We start from the raw sequence: 23,444 nt of genomic DNA, 5'->3' as shown, positions 1-23,444 counted from the left end.
GTTAGGGGTTATCAGAGGTGATGCCTTTTGTATAAGAAATCAGATAAAGCAGAGCTGACCGTCAGGGACAAGATGCAGCTCATCCTCGACATCGGACAGCTCATGATGGAAAACGGCGCCAGCAGCAAGCGTGTCGTCAGAGACATGCTCCGTGCCGCCGCTTACCTTGGCATTTACTGGGAAAACGTCCAGATCCACATCACATACAGCACCATCATGATCAATGTGGATGACGGCGTCACGTCGGAAACCATGTTCCGCAAATGCTACAAGCACGGCGTCAACATGATGACGACGCTTCTCGCCAACCAGCTCAGCTGGGACGCACTGACGAGCAATGAATCCTACCTCATCTACCGGAATCAGATGATGACCATCCAGCAGATGGCAAGGAAAAGACTCTATCCCCAGTGGCTGACACTCTTCTGCATCGGCATGGCATCCAGCGCCTTCTGCCTCCTCTTTGGCGGGCACTGGTACGAAGCCCTCTACACATTCATCGCCGCTGTCGTGGGTGCCTACGTCAAGACACTCTGCGAACGCTTCGGTGTCAATATTTACATCGGCATCGCCGCCAGCGCCTTCTTTGCGACCGCGACAGCCTACCTCACACTCTACATACCGGGGCCGCCCTGCTCGTGGCTGCCCGTCGTCGCCTGTGCGCTGACACTTATACCAGGCGTCCCGCTGATCAACTGCGTCGATGACTTCCTGTCGAACTATCTGAACTCAGGCATGACACGATTTACGCAGACCATCCTTGTCATGACCGCCATGACATTCGGCCTCTCCGCCGTCGCCGTCATGACAAGCGTCCCGAACTTCACCGGCGTCCGCATCGCCCCTGAAAGCCTCTACATCGCGCAGGCCCTCGCCGCCGCCATGGCAGCCGCCGGCTTCTGCGTCATGTTCAACATCCCGAAACGATATATACCGCTCGCATGCTTAGGCGCCATCATCACCGTCGACATGAGAAACATCCTCATGGTCGACTTCGGAACAGGCATGGCCACCGCTTCTTTCATAGGCGCTGCCACACTGTCACTCTTCCTCTTGATCGTCGCACGCAACCTGCATGCCCCGGTATTCGTCCTGACCACACCGGCCATCATCCCACTCATCCCCGGCGTCCTCCTCTACCGCTTCCTCTTCGCCGTCATCCGTATCCATACACTGACCACCGATGAATTCATGTTAGCCATGCAAAACGGCGTCGAAGCCGCCCTCGTCATCCTGGGCATAGCCTTAGGAGCCACACTCCCCGACGTCATAGCCCACCAGTTCATCGACCGCTCCAAGAGAGAACGCTTGAGAAAAATCCTCGAAGAAAGAGATGGCCAGGAAGCCGTCATAGAAGACGCCGCCAATCTCGACCACGCAAGCGAGAGAAGGTAAAAGAATAAAGGTAATAAAAAACTGTGAAATCAGAAATCCTAATTTCACAGTTTTTTGATTATGCAAGCAGGAGAATGATTTAGTGTTCCGGATAATTTTGAAATATTACATGGGATGATCAGATTAATACGGCCTAGATCCTCATATTTTCTTGCATAAGCGTAAAAGCCTTACGGTTTTCATTCGACTCTTCATGACTGAAGGCCAGAAAAAAGTGTATAATAAAAGGGATAATTTCTTCAGAAAGAGGGCTCACCATGAAAATCGCAATTGCAGGCACAGGCTACGTCGGCCTCTCCAATGCCATCCTCCTCTCCCAGCACCATAAGGTCACTGCCGTGGACGTCATCCAGGAAAAAGTGGATATGGTCAACAGGAAGGAATCCCCGATCGTCGACGATTATATCGAAGACTACCTGGCGCACAAGGATCTCGACCTCACCGCCACCATGGACGGTGACAGCGCATACAGGGAAGCAGACCTGATCGTCATCGCCGCTCCGACGAACTACGACACGGAGACGAACCACTTCGACACATCGGCCGTCGAAGCCATCCTCTCCCAGATCCAGCGCGTCGGTTCCAAGGCCATCGTCGTCATCAAATCCACCATTCCGATCGGATACACCCAGGAAATTTCTGCCGTCTATCCTGACCTTTCCATTCTCTTCGCACCGGAATTCCTCCGCGAAGGCAAAGCTCTCTACGACAACCTCTACCCGTCCCGCATCATCGTCGGGATCCCGAAAGGAAAAGAAGCCCTCCGCCCCGAAGCAGAAAAATTCGCAGCCCTGGAACAGGAAGGCGCCGTCCGCGAGAACATTCCGGTCCTCATCACAGGATCGTCTGAAGCAGAGTCCATCAAACTCTTCTCCAACACCTTCCTCGCCATCCGCGTCGCCTACTTCAATGAAATCGACACCTATGCCGAAGAAAAGGGCCTGAAGACCGCCGACATTATCAAAGGCATGGGCTACGACCCCAGAATCGGCGATTTCTACAACAATCCTTCCTTCGGCTACGGCGGATACTGCCTGCCGAAAGACACCCGACAGCTCCTCTCGAACTTCGAAGGCATCCCGGAAACCATGATCCGCGCCGTCGTCGATTCCAACGAGACAAGGAAATCCTTCATCGCTGACCGCATTGCCGCCAGAAATCCGAAGAAAGCCGGCATCTACCGCCTCATCATGAAGAGCGGCAGCGACAACTTCCGCTCCTCCGCCATTCAGGGCGTCATCGAGCGTCTGAAGAACAAGGACATTCCCCTTCTCATCTACGAACCGTCTTATAAGGGAGACTCCTTCATGGGCATCCCCGTCACGAAAGACCTCCAGCAGCTCAAGGATGAATGCGACATCATCCTCACCAACCGCGAAGAAAAAGACCTCGAAGATGTGAAGGAAAAGGTTTATACAAGAGACCTCTTCACAAGAGACTAAAGGAGAGAGAATAATAGTAAAAAAGGAATGTGACAAAATTCATTCCAGCCAAAAAGGTTGTGTCCCGGATCAATGATCCAGGGCACAACCTTTTATTTGAGTTATCACAGATTTTTTGCTGCGCTTATTTCTTCGATTTTTCTTTTTTTGCTTCTTTACGGAGTGCGTGATGCTGAGATTTCTGGCGGAACCTTTCAAATGTATTTTTCCAACGATCCAGTTTCTGATGGAAACGTAAAGAGCGGAGAGCAGCGGAAGAGCCCGGAGCAAAAACGGCTTCATCCCAAATGTCTGGATGCTCTGTAAGAAAAGCACAGATGGTAATCGGTTTCTTTAGTCGATTCAGCTCTTCTTGGATTTGCCCGATGCTTGATGGACTTCCGTTCATTTCCCAGGATACATCATCATCCGAGCCATAAGTCCATGCAGAAATCTTGGGCTTTTCACCAGGCCAAACGGTCCAGTCATAAGCAAAGTTTCCATCGGCAAGAATATGGATCATTGAAGCAGTATCTTCTTCTTCATAGAGTTCAAGTTCCGTGAGACCAGGAGTGGATCCTTCTGCTTCATTGATGGTAAATTCCACCCAGTCTACAGATTTCTGCACTTCGATGGAAAAGTCATTAGGGAGGCCGTTCTTTCGGAATGGTCCTGTGCGGAATTCATATCCTGTACTGAACCGAAGCGTACCGTCAAGGATGCGGCTTTCCGTATCAATGTTCCCATAGAGAACCGCTTCGCGGATGGTCACCGGATGGGTAAATGTAAGGCGGCAGGTTTTTACTTTGTCATCTTCGGGAGGTGCCCAGAGGCAGTCATCCATCGGCATGGCGGGCTTTGCCATGTCTGAACTGCCCAGAAGGAGAAAGTCATTCAGATACTTGATATTTCCAGAGGATGCTGAAACAGCAGCCTGCATGGAGAGATTATCCGTGCGGCGTTTCCAGAAGACCTGATCACCATTGGCGACCTTAGCGGCATATCGGTAGCCTTTTTGTGATACGTGACAGCAAAAAGCCTTATGAATGAGGTTATCAGAAAGAAGAGGCCTTCTGCATTCCTCGGGAACAGGAAGCCTGATTCTCTCATCCCATGCATAGGCAGGATTTGACGTTTCCCAGGAAGGTTCGGGAAGATTATCCCGTGCGAAAACGGTGGACAGCATGTGAGGCGCATAGAAATCCGGTACGGATTCAAAAGCGGTCTTATAAGCAAATCCTTTGAAAATGACAGGGAAATATTCATTTCCCGGGCGCTGAAGGATCCGTCCCATAGCTGTCTCGAAGGCAGCCGAACAGGCACGATGATCCGGATGGATGTCATAATCAATGCAGAGAATGGCATCCGGCTTATGAGCAAGGACGACATCTTCCATATCCTGAATCATGCCTTCCCGCGTGAAAGGACGGTGGAATCCATGTGCTGCCATACAGAAATCAGGAGCAGCTTTTGTCCCGTACGTTTCATGGCGGCCGCGAACGGTAATTGGTTCATTTAGACCGTATATGTAAGGGTCAGATTCCCCATAACGCCCTCCATCCGGATAGCCAAGGAATATGACATCATCCTCCTTGACGCCTAATGTTTTCAGTGCCTTTACAGCTTCTCTCCTCCGGATATCTGGCGTATATAAATCATCGCCCCATGTGGAGAAAACGCAGATAACGTGAACCCCTTCCAGAATGGCGCCGTGAATCGTTGATCCGGCAACGTTGATTTCATCATCCTCATGAGGGATGACGACCATCAATGTCTTTCCTCTGAAGATGGATGTATATGAAAATGAACTGTCAGCCATATGAACCTCCTGATGAAGGAAAGATATAATCTTCCCATGGTGATTTAATTATAGCAAAGGCGGGGATAAATGAAACAAAAAAACGAACGAACCCGGAAAGGCTCGTCCGTTTTTTATTTCACTTTATATCGTGCAGGGATGGATCATTTGCTACAATCCATTTTCCATTTACTGCCAAAGCCTGATCTGCGTTTAAAGAATAAAGAGGGGAGGTGAGATCATACGTGGGAGAATAGTCATTATTTGGTGCTTGGATAAGACCACACATGGTATCAAAGAGAAGATCATTGGTAAAAATCTTTTCTCTGTTATTACGAAGTGCTTTGGCCGTATTCGGAAAAGCAGTTTCATACTCAGGGGATAAATAGAAAAATAAAGGAATGTGCAGCATAGACCATGTGACGTGCCCTTCACCGTGACCATATTTCATATCTTCTCCATGATCGGAAAGATAAGCCATGGCTGTCATATGAAGATTTTCTTTCGAGTAGTTGAAGATATTTTTGAGAACATAATCTGTATAATCTACAGTTGTTGCATAATCATTCTCCGTTTCATCAGCGCCGGGAAGAGACAGATAGGGCCAGTCGTCAGGAATGCGGCTGTCGTATTTAGCATGGCTGCCCATGAGATGAAGGATTATAAAATGATTGCCGTTTCTCGGTACTTTTTTAAGGAGAGAAATGAGATCAATATCAGCTCCTTCGGCATGTGTAGTCCATAACGTATGATCAGCACCGGATGAAACGAGATCCACACTAGGGTTGCCGGCTGCCAACTGACGGTGATTGCTGATCCACCAGGTGTCGTAACCTGCTTTCTTAGCAACATCAAGCAGTGTGACAACCTGACCAATTTCTTTTTCGTTATACTGATTAATACCGGTCAAAGCCATGGAGAGTGCGCCAGCAGTTGCTGGGAAATTGGTATAAGCATGGTTAAAGAGATAAAAATCTTTATTTTCTTTTTCAGAGGTAAGCCAGGGCGTCGTATCAACAGGAAGAGAAGGGGTGAATGCAGTCATTAAGTCGCTTGTCTCGCTCTCTCCGATGACTAAAAGAACAGTGCCTGGAACACGGGATGCAAGAGTATTATTTATGCCATTTGCTAAGACCAGCTTAGCGGCATTGATAGTGTGTAATTTTTTTGCATCACGAATGCTGTGGATGTATGCCTGCGACAATTGGTAGTCAAGAACAGGAAACGAACGTGGAATCCAATGACGAACATTGATGATCCCAGCTGCAAAAAGAAGAACAGAAAGGGCAATGATCCATTTTGGCCATTTCGCGGATGACATTCCACCGTTTTTTATGTTGCGGACAAGAAGTGTAATCGTTGGCACAAATAAAACAAGAAGGAGAATAACACCGAGGCAAAGTGTCTTCACGCTGATAAAGGATTTGAGAAATCCAATCGCTTCAGAAAGATGAGTCTGTACAAAAGGAAGAAAATCAGCCGTAGCAAACGTACTGCCATAAATGAGGAAGTATGAGAAATATATCAAAGCGCAAATGATTTGGAATGTTGTGATGAGAAAGGTGCCTATGGCAATCAGGATGGATAAAGGGCGTCTTGCTTTTTGCTGCCAGAATGCAGTAATGACAGAAATGCTCAAGAATCCCAGTGCTTCCATAACATATGGATTTAAAAGATGACGGAAATCCGGGTCACGATTTCCGCTTCCAGTACCGATTACATAAGGGAAAACAAGCATTAAAGCAAGAAATCCGGGGTATGCCGCATGCCAGAGACGCCCGCGAATATCCTGACCACAAGTTAGTTCCAGCAAAAATATAGTTACGAAAGTTAATAAAGCATCCCTTAAACTGAGGTTCCATTCCCACAGAAATTTAATTCCGGTGAATGCAAACCAGCCCCAAAGGACTGCTGTAAAAATAATGGAAACTAAACAATACCACGCAGCATCTTTTTTAGTTATATTTCGAACAGATAGGATTTCGCCTATATCTTTTTTCAGCATTCAGATTCCTCCTTAAGATATACGCATTTATCATACCACATTACATAGAAATGAATCTTCATAAGTGAAAGATTTGAAGTGCGGAAAACGCAATATGCTTTAGGCGCCGTATATTCTCATGGAAAAAGGAAGATTCTCTATGGATAATATAAATTGGTATTTTTTACTTTAAACGGATTTTGTGAGTCATAAAGCAACAGTAATTTTGATGTAATGACAACTACTGCTGTGTTCGTATACAATATGAATGCTTGAGAAAGCATTTTATATTGTATGCTTTCTCATATGATTAAGGAGTTTAATTAACTTATGGAAAATGTACTTCTTCATGCTGTGAAAGATACGGTCTTTATTGGCGGAGAGCCTGAGAAAGATGCCTTTCATATTGCGCTGACCGGGACAGCAGACTATATTCCGCATATGGGTGTTGTGGCTTTGACGGTGCGTGAGCATAATAAGGATCTCCCGCTTTGTTTTCATTTCTTTGTGAATCAGCTTGTGGATGAAGAGAAAAAGCATTTGGAGGAAATGGCGTTGATTACAGGATGCCCTGTGCAGGTTCATCTGATCGATGACAGAGCATTCAAGACTCTGCTTCTCTCAGATGGCAATCCTGCTTTCTTCTATCGTTTCCTGGTAGCACCGACACTGGCGCCTTTGACAGATCGTGGGCTTTACCTGGATGGGGATATGATGTGCCGAGGATCGCTTCGTTACCTGAAAGAACTCGACTTTGGAGATAAGATTGTTGCCGTCGTATCGGACAGAAATGAAAAAGCACAGATGAAACGCATGCATACAAGTCGTTATTTCAATGCAGGTATGATGCTGATGAACCTCGGTCCGTGGATGGAGCAGGGCTGCTTTGATGACATTGTCCGCCGTGCGCAGGAAAATGTAAAGCGTGTAGGCAACCGTCTTTCTCATCATGATCAGGATATCCATAATGAGATGCTGGATGGTAAGTGTCTCTATATTGAAAAGAAATATAACTACCTCTACAACTTGGATCGCCAGTCATTGTTCAAGAAACAGCCAGTGAATGAAGATTATAAGAATCAGGTCATCATTCATTTTGCCGGGCATGCTAAGCCATGGCACAGTTGGGTCCAGGGATGGCCGGTTGTGAAAGAATATGCTGCTATCCAGAAATCTTCGCCCTGGAAAGACGTACCTCTTGTTCCTCCGAAGGGGACAAAGAACCTTCATCAGGCAGCAAGAACAGCACGCATGAATGGCCAGTATGGTGCTATGATTGGTTGGTATTTGAAGTATTTTGCCGCAAAACTGTAATGGCGGAGTTCCTTCGGACAAACCGTTGATTGTTAGGGGATTTAAAGTAATTTCTTGGATTTAGACTTCTACGAGATCTAAATTGTCTAATTCATAAAAGTATAAAAATCTCAATGGGGGCGTAGGAGAGGAGAATTTATGGAAACGGATTTGGTGTCAATCATTGTTCCTGTTTATGATGCAGAACAGTTTCTTGACCGCTGTATAGAAAGCGCGCTCCACCAGACATATCAAAATCTTGAAATCGTCTTGGTGGATGATGGTTCACCGGATCGTTGCGGGGATATATGTGATCGACATGCCAAGGAAGACAATAGGATTGTTGTCATTCATCAGGAAAATGCAGGGTCGTCGGCTGCAAGAAATACTGGTCTGGATGCTGCAAAGGGTGACTTTATTTATTTTCTCGATTCAGATGACTATATAGATCTAAATACGATTTCTGTTTTGGTCGACACTGCCAAGAATGAAGATGCCGATATTGTTATTTCCGGCCATTATCGGGTGGAATCTAGTGGGGAAATTCGTGATGACGCTGCGGTCTGGCCAGAGATTCATTCAACTGAAGAAGCGAGACTGGCTGTGCTTAGAAATAAAATTCCCAATTTTGTCTGCAGCAAGCTCTTCCGTAGCTGGATTTGGAATGATTTACGATTTCCTGTTGGTGTTGTTATGGAGGACATGTATGTCATAGGTAAGGCAATGTATATTGCCAATAAGGTTGTTGTCAGAAAGAATCCGCTCTATTACTACAGTCATGAAAATGCGGGGAGTATTACTAGTATTTCGGGTACTGGATATCTGAAAATACGTTATGGTAAGTACTTAGCCTGGAGAGAACATGAAAAACTCGCACTCCTTTATGCCCCGAAATATGCTGAAGAGTGTGCAGCTAAGGCTTTGCATGCAGCGATTCGTTCCTATTATTTGAATGAAAGATTTCCTATTCTAACAGAGGTTCAAATTCAGGATATTCATGACTATGTGATCGGTCATAAAGATATACCTATGAGTTTTATTATGAATTTGATGAAAAATATGATCCTGAATAACAGTGCATTTATAACTATTTTCGGCGGAATTCAGGGGAAACTCGTTGAGTGGCAGTGCAGACGACGCGAGGCAAGAATCAGGAGTCATCCCAAAGTGGTAAAATAAGTAATCAATATAGACGAAAAGGGAGAGCGGGACATGAATGATGTCAGCATGGATAAACAGAGGTATTTAATTAAAGCATCAGGAGTTGCTGCGGCACTTTTTGCGGGAATCGCTGAGAATGGTTTTAGTGCCTCTTATTTCTCATATGCTTTGGCTGCTTTTCTTCTTTTCCTCTTTTATGATTTATATATGTCAAGACCCATTGACCGCAGCTTCCTTCCAGATGTTCGTTCAGCTAAATGGCTGTTTACTGGTATCGTTATTTTTTATGGAGTTCTTCTGATTTCTGCTTTTCTCCATGGTACCAAAGGAAGCGTTAATACGGTTCTATGGCAGTTTAATCTGACGATACCGTTTTTTCTGATGCTTTTCTGGCGTGCTCGTTATGATATTGATAAGGGATTTTTATGTGGTATGGCCGCAGGGGCTCTTGTCAACTGCATCTGGGCCTTTGTTCAGTTTCACGCTGACCCCAATGTACCAGCCATGGCCGGTTATGCACAGCAAAATCATTTAGGCACAGGTATTAATCTCATGTGGCCTTTCGTACTGTACATGATGTATAGGACGCAGGATACAAAGAAAAAAGTCATGTGGGCTGTTTTGCTTGTGTTGATGGCGGGAGCTCTTTACACTTCTAAATCAAGAGGTGCGGTGTTAGCTCTTTCGGGTGGCTTGATATTGACCGGCATCACTCTCATAGCAGCTTTGCGCGGAAAATTTAATTTAGGCCTGATTTTTAAAGGGCTTGCTGTTATTGCACTTGTTACTGCTGTATGTGCCGGCGGATTTTTGTATTTATCACATGATAAGAAAACAGGCCTTGATCCAGAGAGGGTCGGCGGAGAACGCCTTATGATGCTGGAAGCCAGCTGGGAGATGTGGAATGATCATAAGCTGACTGGTGTAGGTCCTGGCAAGTGGGGAGAGTATTATTACAGTCCCAAGTATCATCCGAAAGACGGGCATGAAAAAGGACATACCATGCCGCATGATATGCCTATGCTTTTCCTGACGGAAGATGGCATATTTGGCGTGGCAGCATACTTTGCATTTCTGCTTTTGACATATGGATACTTGTATAGAGCTATTCGTACCTCTCAGAATAAGGCCCTTGCATCCGCAATGATGCTTTCTTTTTTGATATTTACACTGCATGGTCTGGTGGATACGACAATTATTAATAAAATACCGGGCCGTATGTACTATATGATTCTCGGATGGTATGCAGGATATATTGCTTATGAGAGTTACCGCCAAAGGAGATTGATCTGATGGAGAGCAACGGAAATACGAAAATTTCGCTTATCGTACCAGTCTATCAGGCAGAGGAGTACTTGGCACGCTGTTTTGACAGTATTTTGAATCAGACATATAAAGATTTTGAGGTTATTGTCATTGATGACGGGTCAGAAGACAGGTCTCCTGAAATTTGTGATGCATATGCGAGAAGAGATTCCCGATTTCATGTATTCCATCAGAAAAACGGCGGTGTAAGTGTTGCAAGAAAAGCTGGCTTTGAAAAATCTTCCGGAGATATTCTTTATTGGATTGATGCGGATGATTATATTAGTCCAGATCTACTAGAAAAAACGTATTTTCTTTTTGAAGAAGAAAATGCAGATATAGTTGTATATGATATTGCAGATGATAATAATGGCAAAATCAGGAAGGTTCACTTTACTGAATCAGATTTAAGGGGATGGCAGCGCCGGGCTGTTCAGGCAGATTGCTCTGTCCTTTGGATGTTTGCATCTAGAAGGAGTCTGTGGAAAGGTCTAAAAATTCCTGTTGAATTAACATATTCCGGAGAAGACGGATACTTATCACTGCATCTCTTTTACAGGGCCAGAAATATTGTACATGGCTGTGGAGGAATGTATTATCAGGATGTAGCAAATGAAGCATCTTCAACGCATCGTGTTACGTCGCGTAAGTTTTGGGGAAGTTTCTGGATGTGGAAGGAAAGAGCCATGATTGCCAAATGCCGCTTCCCGGAAATATTTTCCTATTGTTGCTTAAATGCGTCTAAAGCAGCAATTAAAAGTTATTGTATCTCTGTCGTTCTGCGTGATCTTGAGGATAAGAGAAAACAAGGACTTTTCCGCTGGCTTTCCCATATGGAGAATCATCCTGCGAGCATCAGCCCAAGAGACAAAATTCTGCGTTATGCAATCGTTCATCGCAAGGAATGGATTTGCCGCTTGTATGCGCGCCATAAGTTGAAATAAAGTGGAGCTGAATTTAATGAAAATTGTGCTGGGACGTGTTCATCAGATGCGTGGCTTGAACGGCGGCATGGAAAATGTCTGTGCCAGAATGGCTAATGAAATGATTAAACGCGGCCATGATGTTACGGTTATCTCTGATGATCCCGATGGCGGAATGATGTATTTCCAATATGATGAAAGTACTCATTTTGTGAATTTAGCGGATTATGGAGAAGAAAAGGCGCCTGTCAGGCAGGCCCTTTTTAAAGTGATGCGTGAACTTGCCAGGCCGGTAAGCAAGGGAGCTGCTATGAGCTGGAAGAACCGTGGGCGTGCACTTCGCATGAGAGGGTCCATCCAACGCGCACTGGAAGAAGCAAATCCTGATGTTATCGTTTCTTTTGAGGCCTCTTCCAGTGCACTTTTCCTGGATGCTATGGGAAAGAATCATCTCCCTCTTGTGACTATGTTCCATTTCCCGACAGCTATGGCGGTGAATTGGGATGATCCGCAGGAAAGACAGGCTCTCTTAGACAGTGATGTAGTTCAGGTCTTGATGAATGCAGATATCGATAGTTTAAAGAAAAGGCTGCCGAAGGCTCGGGCTTTTCGTATTCCCAATGCTGTTCCGCAATATAGCAAGGAAGCAGACCCCGGGAAAGAAAGAACGCGACACACGATTATTGATGTTGCCCGTTTAACCAGGGAGCAGAAACAGCCTCATGTTTTAATTACAGCATTCAGCCTGCTTGCAAAAGAATTTCCTGATTGGGACTTGGAATTCTGGGGAGTTGATCCCGGTGATGGATCTTATCAAAAGTATCTTAGTGATCTCGTAGGGAAATTAGGATTAAACGATCGGGTTTTCTTCCGTGGTGTAACGACGGATGTTCTTTCTGTTTATCTGAATTCAGATATTTTTGCTATTCCCAGTTCATTTGAAGGATTTGGCCTTGCCATGACAGAAGCAATGAGTGCAGGCCTCCCGGCAGTTGGTTTTAAAAGCTGTGATGCAGTGAATGAAATCATTCGGGATGAAGTATCAGGATTTTTGACAGATGATGGGCCGGAGGCCTATGCGGAAGCCCTTAGAAAACTGATGGCAGACCCGATGCTTAGGAAGAAAATGGGTCATGCGGCAAAATTGGAAATGGAAGAATTTTCTCCTGAAAGAGTATGGGATGAGTGGGAGAAACTTCTTTCCAAGCTGGTTCAAAATAAAAAACAATAATTTCACCGCCCTTCACGGGCGGTTTTTTATTTCCTTGCTACTCTTTTCTCCTCATTCCCAAATCTTTATTCTGCTATGCATCGGCTTCATGGAGTTTATAATCTTTATGATTATTTTCTATTTGAATATTGATACAGCATTTTGGATAATATAGGAAAATTACGTGATTGATCCGTGTCTTTCCGATGGAGGGAAGGGCTGGTATCAATAAAGGACTGGCCGGCTGCGGAAGGTCTGGCTGTTCTGTTTATGTTTCTTGACGAGCTCTGTGGAAGGGAGCTGGCAGCGGGAAGGCTGCGTCGGGTTTCGTGCGGGGAGGAGTGATAGGTCTTTTGCAGGCGGGCGCCAGTCAAAGTGCCGCCTTTTTGTTGTGCTCAAAAACCGGCGGGGCCGGTGTGTTGTGGGAAAGGTTGGTCCATGATGGAAGGTACAATGGAAAATTACAAGGGCAGTGGATTGGGAAGGAAAAGGAAAGGTTTCATGCTCCTAGAGCTCATCATCGTCGTGGCGATTGTGGGGATTTTGTCGGCGGTGGCTATGCCGGATATCCTTGGCATGACAAATGATGCGAAGGCGGCTCGTATTCAGGCGGATCTGTCGGCGATCGGAACGGCGTCAGAGATGTATTACGTGAAGAATGGCGAGTACCCGACGGCGCTTTCGCAGCTGGTGGATACGACAGGGGCGAATGGGTATCTGAAAAAAATACCGGAGCCGCCGGATAAGAGTGTGACGTACACGATGGGTTCCAAAGGTGAAGTGACGGCTGTTTTCAATTCTGTGACGTACTCGTCTTACGGAACGACGAGCACAAGTACGCAGCAGTCGTAAGAGGTTCCCATGAGAAGCGGAGTGGAAGACCGGTTATTGTGGGAGAATGTCTGGCAGGGCGGGAGAGGATTCCTTCTGCTCGTGATTTCGTGCGCCCTGTATGCGGGTCTTCTTTTCATGACGGAGGGGAAGGCCCGTTTTCTGCTGCCATTTTTGCTCTTCTTCCCCGCGATGGAGGACAGGCGGACGGGGTATATTTCGGACGGCTGGAGCGCGCTTCTTCTTCTCTGCGGTCTTCTGACTTCGTATGAAGCGGGGATGATTTACTTTGGTATCCTTTCGGCATCGCTGGCCGGCGGTGTTTTCTTCGTGCTGCGCCTGGCGTCCGGCGGAGGCGCAGGCGAGGGAGATATATTCCTCTCCGCTGCGATTGCATCCTGGCTTTCGCCGGTGGGAACGCTCGGTTTCCTCTGGGCCGCATCGGCATCATGCGCGCTCTTTTCCCTGCCTCTTTTGATTTCAGGAAGGAGGTCGCTTGATGACGGGATCCGTTTCGCGCCGTTCCTTGCTGCCGGAGGGATCGCGGCTTTCTTCTTCGAGGAAACGGGGCTTACGCTTCTGGCGGCATCGTGGCTTTGTTCTCGCTGAGGCGCTCATCGTGCTCCTGATCGTCTCCTTGGGGATGGCGATGGCGGTCCCCTCGCTTTCCGACTGGCAGGAGGAGCGGCAGCTCGATCTGGCGGCCGAAGAGCTGGCCTCGGCCATCCGTGAGGCAGAGACAGAGGCAAGGAGCGAGACGTCGCGGTATGGAAATGTCGTGGCGCGGACGTACTTTTTCTGTGCGCAGGACGGCGATCACGTCTCGTATTTCACAAGAAAGGGCACGACGACGATCCGCCCGAAAGGCTCGTTTCCTGAAAACATCCGCGGAACGGGAAATCTGAACCTGACGCTCCGCAAAGACGGCTATGCCGGGGAGAGCAGCAAGTATTCGATGTATTTGAGGACGAAGGACGGAAAGTATGCGCGCCAGATCGTGGTGGCGGCGTACACGGGACGCGTTCGGATCGTGAGGGACGCATGAGGAGAGAAGGCTTTCTTCTGGTGTGGGCGGCCGCAGCATTGGCGATTGTCATGACACTTGGCGCGGGCGTTTTCCTCTCAGTGTCCGTGGCGGCAAGGCGGGAGGCGGAAAGGGAAATTTCCCTTGATGAAACGTTGATTGCCCAGGATGCCATGGAGCAGATGAAGGCCAGCGTGCGTCTGGGTGAGCCCGTTTCTATGCCGAAAGAAATCGTGAAAAATGGCCGGACGTATACGGTCGATATGACTGAGGAGCCCGTTTATGTCGAATCTGTCCCGATGAGGCGGATAAAGGCGGAGGTCTCAGATTCGTCCGGGAAGTCCGTTTCTTTTTCCGTCCTGATGGAGGATCCGCAATGAAGCGAAAAGGATTTCTTCTTCTGGAAGCTCTGATTTCCCTCTTCATACTGACCTCGCTGGCGCTTTCAATCTTCCCGCTGGCCACGGAGACGGCGCGGGTGATCGATAGCCTTGCAAGGCGCGGACGGCTTTCGAGCGAGGCGCTCTCGGTTTCCGACTACATGACGGAAAAGATCAGGAACGGCAGTCGGATGGCACAGGCACCGGTCTCCGGCGACCGGTACACGTACTACGATCTGAATGAAAGGGACGTCGAGGCACGGTATACGTTTTATATCGACAGGGAAAAGCTGAAGCTTCTCCTCTACAACGGCCTTTCGGAACCGGTAACGGGCGAGAAGACGGGAACGGGCGAGACGATCATTTTCTCGCCGTCTGAGGATCCGGTATTTTCCCAGGAAATGGGCGCGCTGCATCTTCATTTCCTGATGGAGCATAAGAACGGGATCGACCAGGTGGACTGCGAGACGTCGGTCATTCCTTATGCGGATTTGTATAAGAAGGGGCAGCCGTATGTGTAGGAGGAAGGGGACGCTTTCAATCATCCTGATTCTCCTCTTCTCGGCGCTCCTTTCAGCATCGACGGCGCTCGTCTTTTTCCTCACAAGGGGCAGCGCCGCGGCGGTGTCGCATGAAGAGGGGCTCCGCTCGGTCTATGCGGCAGAGAGTGGGGCGAACTGGGCTCTTTCTCGCCTTTCCTCAGGCGCAGGCGGAAGCACGGCGCTCACGCTGGAGGAGGGAGACCGGACGATCCTTGTGAGGATCACAGATGACGGGGAGAGCGGCAGGATCAAGGTCCGCTCGGAAAATGAAAAGGGGGATCACCGCCGGTTCCTGACGATTGATTTCTCTTCGGAAACGGTGGATGGAAAGCGCATTTTGACGGTGGAGGATATTTCAAGTGTTCCATTTTGATACCTCAGTTCTTGCGAAGGAAGCGCTGCTCATGCGGGCAAGGCGCTTCTTTTCGGGTACGAAGAAAACGATACTCCTTCCGATGGCAGGCCGTCTTTATGGAGTGGACATGCAGGAGGGGAAGTTCCTCCGTTTCGCCTCCGTTCCCTTTCCCCACGACAAGGAGCCGGAAAAGATTGCCGAAGCTCTGGAAGCGCTCGCAGAGAAGGGCATCCGCGGAAAGTCCCTGATGCTCATTGCGACGAGCCGTGATCTTCGAACGAAGGTGCTGAATCTTCCGGAAATGGATGAGGATGAAATGCACGAGTCGCTATCCTGGGAAGAGGACAGGATATTCCCCGGTGATGAGCCGCTCCGGACCGGTCTTCGCGTCCTCTCGCACACGCCGCAGGCCTGGCACATCCTCTTTTCTTCTGTCTATGAAATCACGGTCACGCGCTGGATAGAAGGCGCGCGTCTGGTAAAGAAACGCCTCGTTTCGATTCTCCCCGTGACGGATATCCCGCTTGCAGATGGTCCTTACGGCGTCTGCTTCGCCGCGGAATCGACGGCGCAGCTCTTCTTCTACTGCGGCGAAAAGGTCAGAAGCCTCAAGGCCAGGCAGAGCGAGAGGGACAAGATACGCCGCTTCTTTTTGAGGGAGGCAGACGGCATGGAAGGGGAAGTGCCATGCTTCCTCATCCCGCTTTTCTCCTGCACGGAAGAAGAGATGGTGTACTGGAAGGCAGCCCTGCTTGCCGCCATTTCTGGCGGGGAAGTCCCTGAGGAAAATCCGGACAGCGAAGAGTACGAGGATGAGGATACTTTCTCGGCGGTGCTTGCCTATGAGGATGCGCCTGACATCAGGGATTTCTCGGAAGAAGAATCATCTGCGAATCTCAAAGTGATGATTCCAGCCGAGGAAGAAGGATTTCTTCATGAAACGGCATTCCGTCTCCTCATGGGCGCGGATAAGGCAGGGACGGTCATCCCCTCCGGCGCGGTGCGGAGGCTCTTCACGGAAGAGAACCGCGGCCTTCGCATGGCGCAGGGAGCGGCGGTACTATCGTTCCTTTTCTGCCTGACGGGCCTAGGAATGTTCGTCTCTGCCGAGAAGGATTTCCTCCATGAGAAGGAGCTTTCCATTTCCCTCTCGCCGGTCAGGAAGGAAATGGAAGCGTATGAGAAGGAGCAGCATGAGGCGCGGGCGCTCGAAGGCATGCTGCGGAAGCTGGAGAAGGAAAACATGCGCTGGGAACAGAAGCTCGCGTACCTCGGAGAATCGATGCCGTCCGGTGTCGTCTTGAGGGAAATCGCTGAGGAGAGCGGGGAAGTGCGCCTTGAAGGAACGGCGCAGACACCTGAGGCCGTCGGGTTTCTCCGCGATGTCGTCGCCTCTTCCTGGGGCGGTGAGACGAGAATCGGGAAGCGGAAGGGAAATCCGCTGACGAAGCTCACCGATTTCACAATCATCTGGACGAGGGCTGATGAAACGCCGAAGACGGATGCGCCCAGAAAAGCAGTCAAAAGGACGGTGAAGAAATGAGGCTCGAACCAATCCTGCATGATACGAAGTACAAGAGAGAGTACCTCGCGCTCGCCTTTCTCCTCGCCCTGACGGGCTGCTTTTTCGTCGAGCGTTCATGGGACAAGGAAGAATCGGCCGGCCTCATGGCGGCAGAGAACCAGAAGGCGCTCCATTTCAGGGCGCCGGAAGAGGGGACGTACCTGCCGTTTCTGACGGAGCTTTTCGGGAAAGCAAGCGCGCCGGAGCTTGCGGAAGCGCTCGAGGAGAGCGGCGCCACCGTGACGAATATCTCGGAAAGTGAAGGAACTATCGACGAAAACGGAAAATTTCAAAAAATACGTGTACAAGGTACCGGAAGCTTTGCCCAAATTGTCCGCGGCTTTGATATAATAAAAGGCAAAGAGAGATGGAATGCGATGGATCTCAAATCATTGAAAAGAGAGGGAGGACAGTTGTCCTTCGACGCGGAGATCCGTACCTTCCAAAGCCGAGGTACCTATGAAAAAGAGAAATATAGTTCTGATCGGTCCCATGGGGACAGGAAAGAGCCGCGCGGCGAGGATTCTCGCTGACGGCCTGGACTGGCAGCTGGCCGATACGGACCGCATGATGGAAAAGGACACGGGGATGCGCATCGCCGAGTACTACCAGAGTGCGGGGCCGGATGCGTTCACTGCCAAGGAAAAGGAAATCATCAACAGAGTGCGCTTCTACCATGAGGCGGTGATTGCGATGGGCGGAAATTATCCCATGACGGAGGAGAAATTTCATCTCCTCTCCGAGCATGGTGTCGTCATCCTGCTCTATGCGAAACCATTCCGCCTGGCCGAGCGCGTGAGGCGCCGCATCGGGAAACGTCCGACGATGGACTACTCCGATGTGGACGGATACGTCCGTCAGATGCTGAGGAAATGGACGAAATGGAGAGACAGGGTCGATCTTGTCATCAATACGACGAACTGCCATCCGGAACAGACAGCGCTCATGATTGCGCGCTACATTGACAAGCACAATATAGGATTTGCAGCACGGCGGGGACCGGGGTATCCCGGCCGTGAGGAACATACCGAGAAGAGAGAGCGGAACGGCCGGCCCTCTTCCCATGGGAGAAGATCCCAGTAGTCGGCCGCAGGGAGGGATTTTCATGAAAAGACTAGCTGTGCTCACAAGCGGCGGAGATGCGCCGGGCATGAATGCGGCCGTACGGGCGGTCGTAAGGACAGCCCTGGCGCTTGGATGCCAGATTTATGGAATATACAGAGGCTATGCAGGACTTCTGGACGATGACTTCGTCCGCATGGAATCCTCCTCCGTGAGCGGCGTTGTCCTCCATGGCGGCACCATGCTGAAAACGGCCAGATGCAAGGAATTCTTGGAAGAAGAAAACCAGATCAAAGCGGCAGAAACGCTGAAGCATAGAGGCATCGACGGCCTCGTCGTCGTAGGCGGGGACGGCTCCATCAAAGGCGCCGAAGTCCTTTCGAAACTGGGCATTTCGACCGTCACCATTCCGGGCACTATCGATAACGACATGCACGGCACCGATGAAACCATCGGTCACGATACCGCCGTGAATGCCGTCGTATCCGCTGTCAGCCGCATCCGCGACACCGCCAGCGCCCACAACCGTGCTGCCATCGTCGAAGTCATGGGACGCTTTGCAGGAAACATCGCCTTAGACTCAGGCCTTGCCTGCGGCGCCGAATACATCCTCGTCCCTGAAGTTCCCTTCAGCCGCGAGAAACTCGCCAGAAGCCTCAAACGACAGATGGAAGAGGGCAGGACGAACAGCATCATCATCTGCGCAGAAGGCGCCGATGACGGAAGAGCCCTCGGCGAATGGCTCAAGGAACGCACTGACATCGACATCTGCACCACTATCTTGGGCTTCATCCAGAGAGGCGGCCAGCCAAGCGCCAAAGACGCCATCCTTGGATCCACCCTGGGAGCCGCAGCCGTCAAAGCACTCCTTGATGGAGAAACAGCCGCCCTCGTCGGTATGTGGGAAGGCAAAGTCAGAAAAGTATCCTACGAAGATGCAAAACATATAAAGAAACCCTTCAACCAGAAACTCTACGACCTGGCAGAAATGCTTGGCGCAGCCCAGGTAGAAGGAAACATAAGAGAATCAGGACTGTAAGAAAAAGAAGAAGGAACTGTGGCAAAACGCCTTTGACCTTGCCCTGGAAGGGAAGGTGCCCGACCTCAAATTCTGATGTCGGGCGGATGAGTTGCATTTCCTCAGCCGCAGGTATATAAGTTCAAAACAAAACAGAACTGATTTCTTATATTTCACATCGCCGAACTGTTCCCGGAGGGGAAAGTGCCCAGCCTATCACTTTTCCGATGCTGGGCGAAAGAGTTGCATTTTCTAAGAAGGCGAAGCATCATCGCTCAGGTTTTTATTTTGTTGGATAATCCTCTAATCGAATATACCCACACAAAAGGAGCTTTGACAAAAAGTGCAATCATTTTTGTCAAAGCTCCTTTTTGGTTAGTGGAGCGACTTATAATATTTGTGGATAAGATGGGGAAATGAACCCTTTTCGGCGTAAAAGGAAGAACTTTACTGCCAGGGAAGGCGAGTGCTTGCATTGCTGGCAAAAATGAACCCCTTTCGGCGCATGCGCGCCACTTTCCCCTGACGGGGACAGCTTCGCAAGGAATAAAAGAAAGAGCGCAGCTCTTATTTGTTTGAAACCTTATGTCCCCATCCCTGCCATACTCCTTCCCCTGACGGGGACGCCTAAACCATACAACCTCGCTGCGGTCAGGAAAATACGGAACTCGCGATGCTCCGCATTCCCCACGCAAAAAGAGCACACGAAAGCAGGCTGGCTTTATGTGCTCTTTTTATGTTTATGTTCTATTATTCTTCGATTTCAGCGGTTTCCGGGAATGCTGCCAGGAATTCTTCCATGGCTTTGCTCAGGCGGTGGCCTTTCTGGCAGAAGAAGGTCTTTCCAATCGGTACGTCTGGCATGGCGAGCGGACGGAAGGTGAGGGTTTCTGTCGGATAGATATCGCCTTCGTCCCTGACGACGATGCCGAATGCCATTTTGCTTTCAGCGGCGTCCATGGCGGAGGAGCGTGTGTCGAGGGAGAAGAGGATTCTCGGGACGATGTTGTGGGAGCGGAAGAGTTTCTTGATGATTTCTTCGGTGCTTCTGCTGACGGCGAGAGGCTGTCCGGCGAGCATGTCGGGCGTGATGGTCTCGTTTTCTGCAAGAAGCGGGCTTCCCTTCGGGCCTGCGATCATGATCTGGCATTCTTCCTTTCTGAGGATCTTAAAGAAGGACGGATCAGGAAGCGGCGCATTGGCGATGCCTATTTCAGAGACGCCGGTGCGGATGTCGTCGACGAGCGTAGTGTGATAGGATTCGCGGATGCGGAAGCAGAGGTCCGGGTATTTCTCATGGAACTGCGGAATGATTTTCTGGAACAGGAAAGGCGCGTACGACGGGAAGACGCTGATGCGCAGGGTGCCTGTGAGGCCTGCTGTGAGCGCTTCGATTTCCGCGTGCGTTGTCTGGTCTGTCTCATAAATCTGTTTTGCCTGGCGATAGAAGATCCATCCGGCTTCCGTGAGTTTCAAACTGTGCCGGCCTCTTCTTGGGTCGACGAGCGCAGCCCCGTATTCTTTTTCCATCAGCTGGAGCTGACGGGTCAGTGCAGGCTGTGCGACATGGATCTGGCGCGATGCCTTATTGAGGCCCCCCGCCTCGACGATCGCAATGAAATTTTTGTAAAATTCCAGATTCAAGTGAATTCCCCCCTATTCTATTGATAAAAAAGAACTTATGCGAATACGCGATTCCGCTTATTCGAAAAAATAATGAACATAGAACAATCGAGATGTTTAATTATACTGAATCGTTATAAGTGAAATTCATTATCTTAATTTGAATTATATGACAAGATAGGCTATGCTGTAAACAGAATTTCAGTGCAATTTTGTATAAATCTTGGGTTAGTTATTGAAAATTTAGAAAATTTGAGGTATTTGGGGTATGGATGCGATTCTGCAGGGGTTGTCAGGTATTTTTGAAGTAGCTGTGATTGCGGGTCTAGGTTTCTTTTTGAGCCGGATGGGTTTCTTCTGGGAGTCCGCCGGGAAAGATCTGACGAAGTTTACGATGTCAGTGGCGCTGCCGCCTCTGATGATTTACTCTTTATACTCGAATTTCACGCATGACCAGCTGATCGAAACAGCGCCGGACATGCTTCTTCCTTTTGCCTCGATTTTCGTGGCGTACCTCGCCGGCCGCGTCCTGGCCAAAGTGCTGAATATCACGAAGAGCCGCCGCGGCGTCTTCACCTGCACCTGCTGCATTGCGAATGCCATCTTCATCGGCCTTCCGGTCAATATGGCACTCTTCGGTGAAGCGAGCGTGCCTTCCTGCATGCTGTACTATATCGCAAATACCGCGATGTTCTGGTTTCTTGGCGCGTACCTCATCGTCAAGGATGCCGGCGGTGACCATAAATTCACTGTGAAGGAAATGCTCCTGAAGCTGCGCACACCGCCGCTCATGGGATTCATCACAGGCGTTCTCCTCATTCTCCTCAATATTCCGCTGCCGCACTTCCTTTTGACGGCATGCCATTACGTAGGAAATATCGCAACGCCGATGGCCCTTATCGTCATCGGGATCCAGATGGCGCATATTCCGTTCTCCGAGATCCGTCTCGACCGCGATCTTGTGGGCGCGATGTTCGGGCGCTTCGTCCTTTCACCGCTCTGCCTTTTCATCCTGCTGCCGTTCATTCCGGTCAGCGCGATGTCCGCGAAGGTCTTCCTCATGCAGGCAGGCATGCCGGCTATGACGAACATGACGATTCTCGCCAATTCCGTCGGCGCCGATGCTGATTACTCGACGATGATCAACTGCGTCTCCCTGATGCTGGGGATCTTCTTCATTCCCTTTTATATGTACCTCCTCTCCTGAGGATATACATAAATAATCCCTTCCTCCCGATGGAATCTCTTCCCGGATTCCATCGGGATTTTTACTGCGCGGGGCCAACGGGGAAGGGCGCTCACGCTCCCCGCCCGTGGTATAATAATCTTTAGAATGTATAAATAAAATAAAGGGAATTTTGGATACAGGAGGGATTTCTATGAAGAAAAGTTTCAAACCCGCATCATGGATTTATCCGCAGCCGGCGCTCGTCATCGTTTCCCAGGACAAAGCAGGGGAGACTGATGCCATGGTCGCTGCCTGGGGCGGCATCTATGACACGAACAAGATTGGCTTCATGCTCGACCATAACCACAAGACGACGGACAATATCCTGGAAACCGGCGCCTTCACCGTCAGCATGGCGACCCTGAAGACGATGGCAGAAGCTGACTACTTCGGCACCGTCAGCGGCCACAAGGTAAAAGGGAAAATCGAGAAGGCAGGCTTCCATGCCGTCAAGAGCGAGCATGTAGACGCTCCTGTCATTGAAGAATTCCCGCTCACTTTCGAATGCAAGGTCGTGAAGACCACACAGGAAGGCGAAGACTGGTACATCGTAGGAGAAATCGTCAATATCCTGGCTGATGAATCCGTCCTGACCGGCGGCAAGCTCGACCCGTCTCTTATCGAACCCCTGACATTCGACCCCGTCCACGGCACCTACATCCGTTTAGGCGATGTTGCAGGCCGCGCATGGAGAGAAGGAACCAAATTCACCAAAGAATAATTGAATAAAGAGGGAGGGCTTGCGGTAGAATGCTCTTGACCTTGCTCTGGAAGAGAAGGTCGGGATAAGATTAAGAAAGGTTTCAAACAAATAAGAGTCGAGCTTTTTCTTTTATTCCTCGTGAAGCTGCCCCCGACGGAGGGAAGCGGCGCCGTTAGGCGACGAAAGGGGTGCAGTAAATAGGAAAGGATATCAGCGGTAGCGACACAAATGTCTCATAAGCCAGTGTACGGGGCGGATGAGTTGCATTTCCCAGGCTGCAAGCCGGCTGTCCGGTTTAAACTCGCCTTCCCAGACGGGGAAGGGCGTATGGGATGGGGTACAAAAGGTCCAAAACAAATAAGAACTGAACTCTTTTCCTTATTCCTTGTGAAGCTGCCCCCCACGGAGGGAAGAATTGCCTTTTACCTTGCTCCGAAGGAGAAGACCTGCTACACAAGAACAAGCCCCAATTTTAATTTTTTGGTATTTTTTGAATTTCTTATAGAATTTCTTGTCGGATTTCCTGACTGATCCTAACTGATTAGATTTTGGAGTTTGGCCGACTAATTCATTGCACTACGAAAAAGCCGATCTCACACTCGGCTTTTTTCGCTTTTCTTCACT

General features: G+C 49.3%; 23 protein-coding genes. 20 read left to right on the top strand and 3 right to left on the bottom strand.

Annotated features, from left to right (window positions below; all coding sequences use genetic code 11):
* Nucleotides 1-27 precede the first annotated feature (27 nt).
* Nucleotides 28-1,395: a threonine/serine exporter family protein gene (locus Dia5BBH33_RS08740; RefSeq protein WP_143332812.1), complete on the top strand. Its 1,368-nt coding sequence runs from the start codon at nucleotides 28-30 to the stop codon at nucleotides 1,393-1,395.
* 257 nt (nucleotides 1,396-1,652) lie between these two features.
* Nucleotides 1,653-2,837, top strand: coding sequence for a nucleotide sugar dehydrogenase (locus tag Dia5BBH33_RS08735; RefSeq protein WP_108850528.1), 1,185 nt, complete (start codon nucleotides 1,653-1,655; stop codon nucleotides 2,835-2,837).
* Between the two features lie 124 nt (nucleotides 2,838-2,961).
* Here Dia5BBH33_RS08735 and Dia5BBH33_RS08730 read toward each other — a convergent pair whose 3' ends face one another.
* A complete protein-coding gene (locus tag Dia5BBH33_RS08730) occupies nucleotides 2,962-4,635 on the bottom strand; it encodes a PIG-L family deacetylase (protein ID WP_143332811.1) in 1,674 nt (557 codons plus the stop codon).
* A gap of 118 nt (nucleotides 4,636-4,753) precedes the next feature.
* The gene (locus Dia5BBH33_RS08725; protein WP_143332810.1) at nucleotides 4,754-6,619 is read right to left on the bottom strand and encodes a phosphoethanolamine transferase; all 1,866 of its coding nucleotides are present in this window, start codon (nucleotides 6,617-6,619) and stop codon (nucleotides 4,754-4,756) included.
* A 309-nt stretch (nucleotides 6,620-6,928) separates the two neighbouring features.
* On the opposite strand from Dia5BBH33_RS08725, the gene Dia5BBH33_RS08720 reads away from it, so the two are divergent.
* From Dia5BBH33_RS08720 to Dia5BBH33_RS08650, 15 genes are all read left to right on the top strand, one after another.
* Nucleotides 6,929-7,912, top strand: coding sequence for a glycosyltransferase family 8 protein (locus Dia5BBH33_RS08720; protein WP_143332809.1), 984 nt, complete (start codon nucleotides 6,929-6,931; stop codon nucleotides 7,910-7,912).
* A gap of 138 nt (nucleotides 7,913-8,050) precedes the next feature.
* A complete protein-coding gene (locus Dia5BBH33_RS08715; protein WP_143332808.1) occupies nucleotides 8,051-9,070 on the top strand; it encodes a glycosyltransferase family 2 protein in 1,020 nt (339 codons plus the stop codon).
* 33 nt (nucleotides 9,071-9,103) lie between these two features.
* Nucleotides 9,104-10,345, top strand: a complete 1,242-nt coding sequence (locus Dia5BBH33_RS08710; RefSeq protein ID WP_143332807.1) for an O-antigen ligase family protein — start codon at nucleotides 9,104-9,106, stop codon at nucleotides 10,343-10,345.
* Nucleotides 10,345-11,301, top strand: coding sequence for a glycosyltransferase family 2 protein (locus Dia5BBH33_RS08705; protein ID WP_143332806.1), 957 nt, complete (start codon nucleotides 10,345-10,347; stop codon nucleotides 11,299-11,301). Before Dia5BBH33_RS08710 ends, Dia5BBH33_RS08705 begins: the two co-directional genes overlap by 1 nt.
* Before the next feature lie 16 nt (nucleotides 11,302-11,317).
* On the top strand, nucleotides 11,318-12,511 hold the full coding sequence (locus tag Dia5BBH33_RS08700; RefSeq protein WP_143332805.1) for a glycosyltransferase: 1,194 nt from the start codon (nucleotides 11,318-11,320) through the stop codon (nucleotides 12,509-12,511).
* 432 nt (nucleotides 12,512-12,943) lie between these two features.
* On the top strand, nucleotides 12,944-13,342 hold the full coding sequence (locus tag Dia5BBH33_RS08695) for a type II secretion system protein (RefSeq protein ID WP_143332804.1): 399 nt from the start codon (nucleotides 12,944-12,946) through the stop codon (nucleotides 13,340-13,342).
* Nucleotides 13,343-13,351: 9 nt separating this feature from the next.
* On the top strand, nucleotides 13,352-13,930 hold the full coding sequence (locus tag Dia5BBH33_RS08690) for a prepilin peptidase (protein WP_022381624.1): 579 nt from the start codon (nucleotides 13,352-13,354) through the stop codon (nucleotides 13,928-13,930).
* Between the two features lie 40 nt (nucleotides 13,931-13,970).
* On the top strand, nucleotides 13,971-14,366 hold the full coding sequence (locus Dia5BBH33_RS08685) for a pilus assembly FimT family protein (RefSeq protein WP_108850537.1): 396 nt from the start codon (nucleotides 13,971-13,973) through the stop codon (nucleotides 14,364-14,366).
* Entirely contained in the window at nucleotides 14,363-14,725 is a 363-nt protein-coding gene (locus Dia5BBH33_RS08680) for a hypothetical protein (RefSeq protein ID WP_143332803.1), read from the top strand. The genes Dia5BBH33_RS08685 and Dia5BBH33_RS08680 overlap by 4 nt, the downstream gene beginning before the upstream one ends.
* Complete coding sequence (locus Dia5BBH33_RS08675) at nucleotides 14,722-15,246, top strand: type II secretion system protein (RefSeq protein ID WP_143332802.1); 525 nt, start codon at nucleotides 14,722-14,724, stop codon at nucleotides 15,244-15,246. Before Dia5BBH33_RS08680 ends, Dia5BBH33_RS08675 begins: the two co-directional genes overlap by 4 nt.
* A complete protein-coding gene (locus Dia5BBH33_RS08670) occupies nucleotides 15,239-15,640 on the top strand; it encodes a hypothetical protein (protein ID WP_143332801.1) in 402 nt (133 codons plus the stop codon). The genes Dia5BBH33_RS08675 and Dia5BBH33_RS08670 overlap by 8 nt, the downstream gene beginning before the upstream one ends.
* A complete protein-coding gene (locus Dia5BBH33_RS08665; RefSeq protein ID WP_143332800.1) occupies nucleotides 15,627-17,165 on the top strand; it encodes a hypothetical protein in 1,539 nt (512 codons plus the stop codon). The genes Dia5BBH33_RS08670 and Dia5BBH33_RS08665 overlap by 14 nt, the downstream gene beginning before the upstream one ends.
* Nucleotides 17,162-17,719: a hypothetical protein gene (locus Dia5BBH33_RS08660; protein WP_143332799.1), complete on the top strand. Its 558-nt coding sequence runs from the start codon at nucleotides 17,162-17,164 to the stop codon at nucleotides 17,717-17,719. The genes Dia5BBH33_RS08665 and Dia5BBH33_RS08660 overlap by 4 nt, the downstream gene beginning before the upstream one ends.
* A complete protein-coding gene (locus tag Dia5BBH33_RS08655) occupies nucleotides 17,646-18,269 on the top strand; it encodes a shikimate kinase (protein ID WP_231939273.1) in 624 nt (207 codons plus the stop codon). The genes Dia5BBH33_RS08660 and Dia5BBH33_RS08655 overlap by 74 nt, the downstream gene beginning before the upstream one ends.
* Before the next feature lie 22 nt (nucleotides 18,270-18,291).
* The gene (locus tag Dia5BBH33_RS08650; RefSeq protein WP_143332798.1) at nucleotides 18,292-19,287 is read left to right on the top strand and encodes an ATP-dependent 6-phosphofructokinase; all 996 of its coding nucleotides are present in this window, start codon (nucleotides 18,292-18,294) and stop codon (nucleotides 19,285-19,287) included.
* 729 nt (nucleotides 19,288-20,016) lie between these two features.
* Here the strand turns inward: Dia5BBH33_RS08650 and Dia5BBH33_RS08645 are convergent.
* Nucleotides 20,017-20,910, bottom strand: coding sequence for a LysR family transcriptional regulator (locus tag Dia5BBH33_RS08645; RefSeq protein ID WP_143332797.1), 894 nt, complete (start codon nucleotides 20,908-20,910; stop codon nucleotides 20,017-20,019).
* 325 nt (nucleotides 20,911-21,235) lie between these two features.
* On the opposite strand from Dia5BBH33_RS08645, the gene Dia5BBH33_RS08640 reads away from it, so the two are divergent.
* The 3 genes from Dia5BBH33_RS08640 to Dia5BBH33_RS08630 all read left to right on the top strand — a co-directional run bounded on the left by Dia5BBH33_RS08640 (nucleotide 21,236) and on the right by Dia5BBH33_RS08630 (nucleotide 23,351).
* Nucleotides 21,236-22,096 carry an AEC family transporter gene (locus tag Dia5BBH33_RS08640; protein ID WP_232518125.1) on the top strand — a complete coding sequence of 287 codons (861 nt, stop codon included), beginning with the start codon at nucleotides 21,236-21,238 and terminating at the stop codon, nucleotides 22,094-22,096.
* 172 nt (nucleotides 22,097-22,268) lie between these two features.
* A complete protein-coding gene (locus Dia5BBH33_RS08635) occupies nucleotides 22,269-22,838 on the top strand; it encodes a flavin reductase family protein (protein ID WP_108850545.1) in 570 nt (189 codons plus the stop codon).
* 210 nt (nucleotides 22,839-23,048) lie between these two features.
* Nucleotides 23,049-23,351 carry a hypothetical protein gene (locus tag Dia5BBH33_RS08630; RefSeq protein ID WP_143332795.1) on the top strand — a complete coding sequence of 101 codons (303 nt, stop codon included), beginning with the start codon at nucleotides 23,049-23,051 and terminating at the stop codon, nucleotides 23,349-23,351.
* The last annotated feature ends 93 nt before the right edge of the window (nucleotides 23,352-23,444 follow it).

Source organism: Dialister hominis (assembly GCF_007164725.1).
Lineage (GTDB): Bacteria > Bacillota > Negativicutes > Veillonellales > Dialisteraceae > Dialister > Dialister hominis.
Note: the sequence above shows the minus strand (reverse complement) of the source record. Positions and strands in the feature narration are given on the sequence as shown.

What these genes read in the sequence shown, in the direction of transcription:
- Dia5BBH33_RS08720 (WP_143332809.1), top strand. Translation starts at nt 6,929, where the DNA reads ATGGAAAATGTACTTCTTCATGCTGTGAAAGATACGGTCTTTATTGGC.
- Dia5BBH33_RS08690 (WP_022381624.1), top strand. Translation starts at nt 13,352, where the DNA reads ATGAGAAGCGGAGTGGAAGACCGGTTATTGTGGGAGAATGTCTGGCAG.
- Dia5BBH33_RS08640 (WP_232518125.1), top strand. Translation starts at nt 21,236, where the DNA reads ATGGGTTTCTTCTGGGAGTCCGCCGGGAAAGATCTGACGAAGTTTACG.
- Dia5BBH33_RS08660 (WP_143332799.1), top strand. Translation starts at nt 17,162, where the DNA reads ATGAGGCTCGAACCAATCCTGCATGATACGAAGTACAAGAGAGAGTAC.
- Dia5BBH33_RS08650 (WP_143332798.1), top strand. Translation starts at nt 18,292, where the DNA reads ATGAAAAGACTAGCTGTGCTCACAAGCGGCGGAGATGCGCCGGGCATG.
- Dia5BBH33_RS08700 (WP_143332805.1), top strand. Translation starts at nt 11,318, where the DNA reads ATGAAAATTGTGCTGGGACGTGTTCATCAGATGCGTGGCTTGAACGGC.
- Dia5BBH33_RS08670 (WP_143332801.1), top strand. Translation starts at nt 15,239, where the DNA reads ATGTGTAGGAGGAAGGGGACGCTTTCAATCATCCTGATTCTCCTCTTC.
- Dia5BBH33_RS08680 (WP_143332803.1), top strand. Translation starts at nt 14,363, where the DNA reads ATGAGGAGAGAAGGCTTTCTTCTGGTGTGGGCGGCCGCAGCATTGGCG.
- Dia5BBH33_RS08635 (WP_108850545.1), top strand. Translation starts at nt 22,269, where the DNA reads ATGAAGAAAAGTTTCAAACCCGCATCATGGATTTATCCGCAGCCGGCG.
- Dia5BBH33_RS08715 (WP_143332808.1), top strand. Translation starts at nt 8,051, where the DNA reads ATGGAAACGGATTTGGTGTCAATCATTGTTCCTGTTTATGATGCAGAA.
- Dia5BBH33_RS08655 (WP_231939273.1), top strand. Translation starts at nt 17,646, where the DNA reads ATGAAAAAGAGAAATATAGTTCTGATCGGTCCCATGGGGACAGGAAAG.
- Dia5BBH33_RS08695 (WP_143332804.1), top strand. Translation starts at nt 12,944, where the DNA reads ATGGAAAATTACAAGGGCAGTGGATTGGGAAGGAAAAGGAAAGGTTTC.
- Dia5BBH33_RS08685 (WP_108850537.1), top strand. Translation starts at nt 13,971, where the DNA reads ATGGCGGTCCCCTCGCTTTCCGACTGGCAGGAGGAGCGGCAGCTCGAT.
- Dia5BBH33_RS08705 (WP_143332806.1), top strand. Translation starts at nt 10,345, where the DNA reads ATGGAGAGCAACGGAAATACGAAAATTTCGCTTATCGTACCAGTCTAT.
- Dia5BBH33_RS08725 (WP_143332810.1), bottom strand. Translation starts at nt 6,619, where the DNA reads ATGCTGAAAAAAGATATAGGCGAAATCCTATCTGTTCGAAATATAACT.
- Dia5BBH33_RS08730 (WP_143332811.1), bottom strand. Translation starts at nt 4,635, where the DNA reads ATGGCTGACAGTTCATTTTCATATACATCCATCTTCAGAGGAAAGACA.
- Dia5BBH33_RS08735 (WP_108850528.1), top strand. Translation starts at nt 1,653, where the DNA reads ATGAAAATCGCAATTGCAGGCACAGGCTACGTCGGCCTCTCCAATGCC.
- Dia5BBH33_RS08630 (WP_143332795.1), top strand. Translation starts at nt 23,049, where the DNA reads ATGTCTCATAAGCCAGTGTACGGGGCGGATGAGTTGCATTTCCCAGGC.
- Dia5BBH33_RS08710 (WP_143332807.1), top strand. Translation starts at nt 9,104, where the DNA reads ATGAATGATGTCAGCATGGATAAACAGAGGTATTTAATTAAAGCATCA.
- Dia5BBH33_RS08675 (WP_143332802.1), top strand. Translation starts at nt 14,722, where the DNA reads ATGAAGCGAAAAGGATTTCTTCTTCTGGAAGCTCTGATTTCCCTCTTC.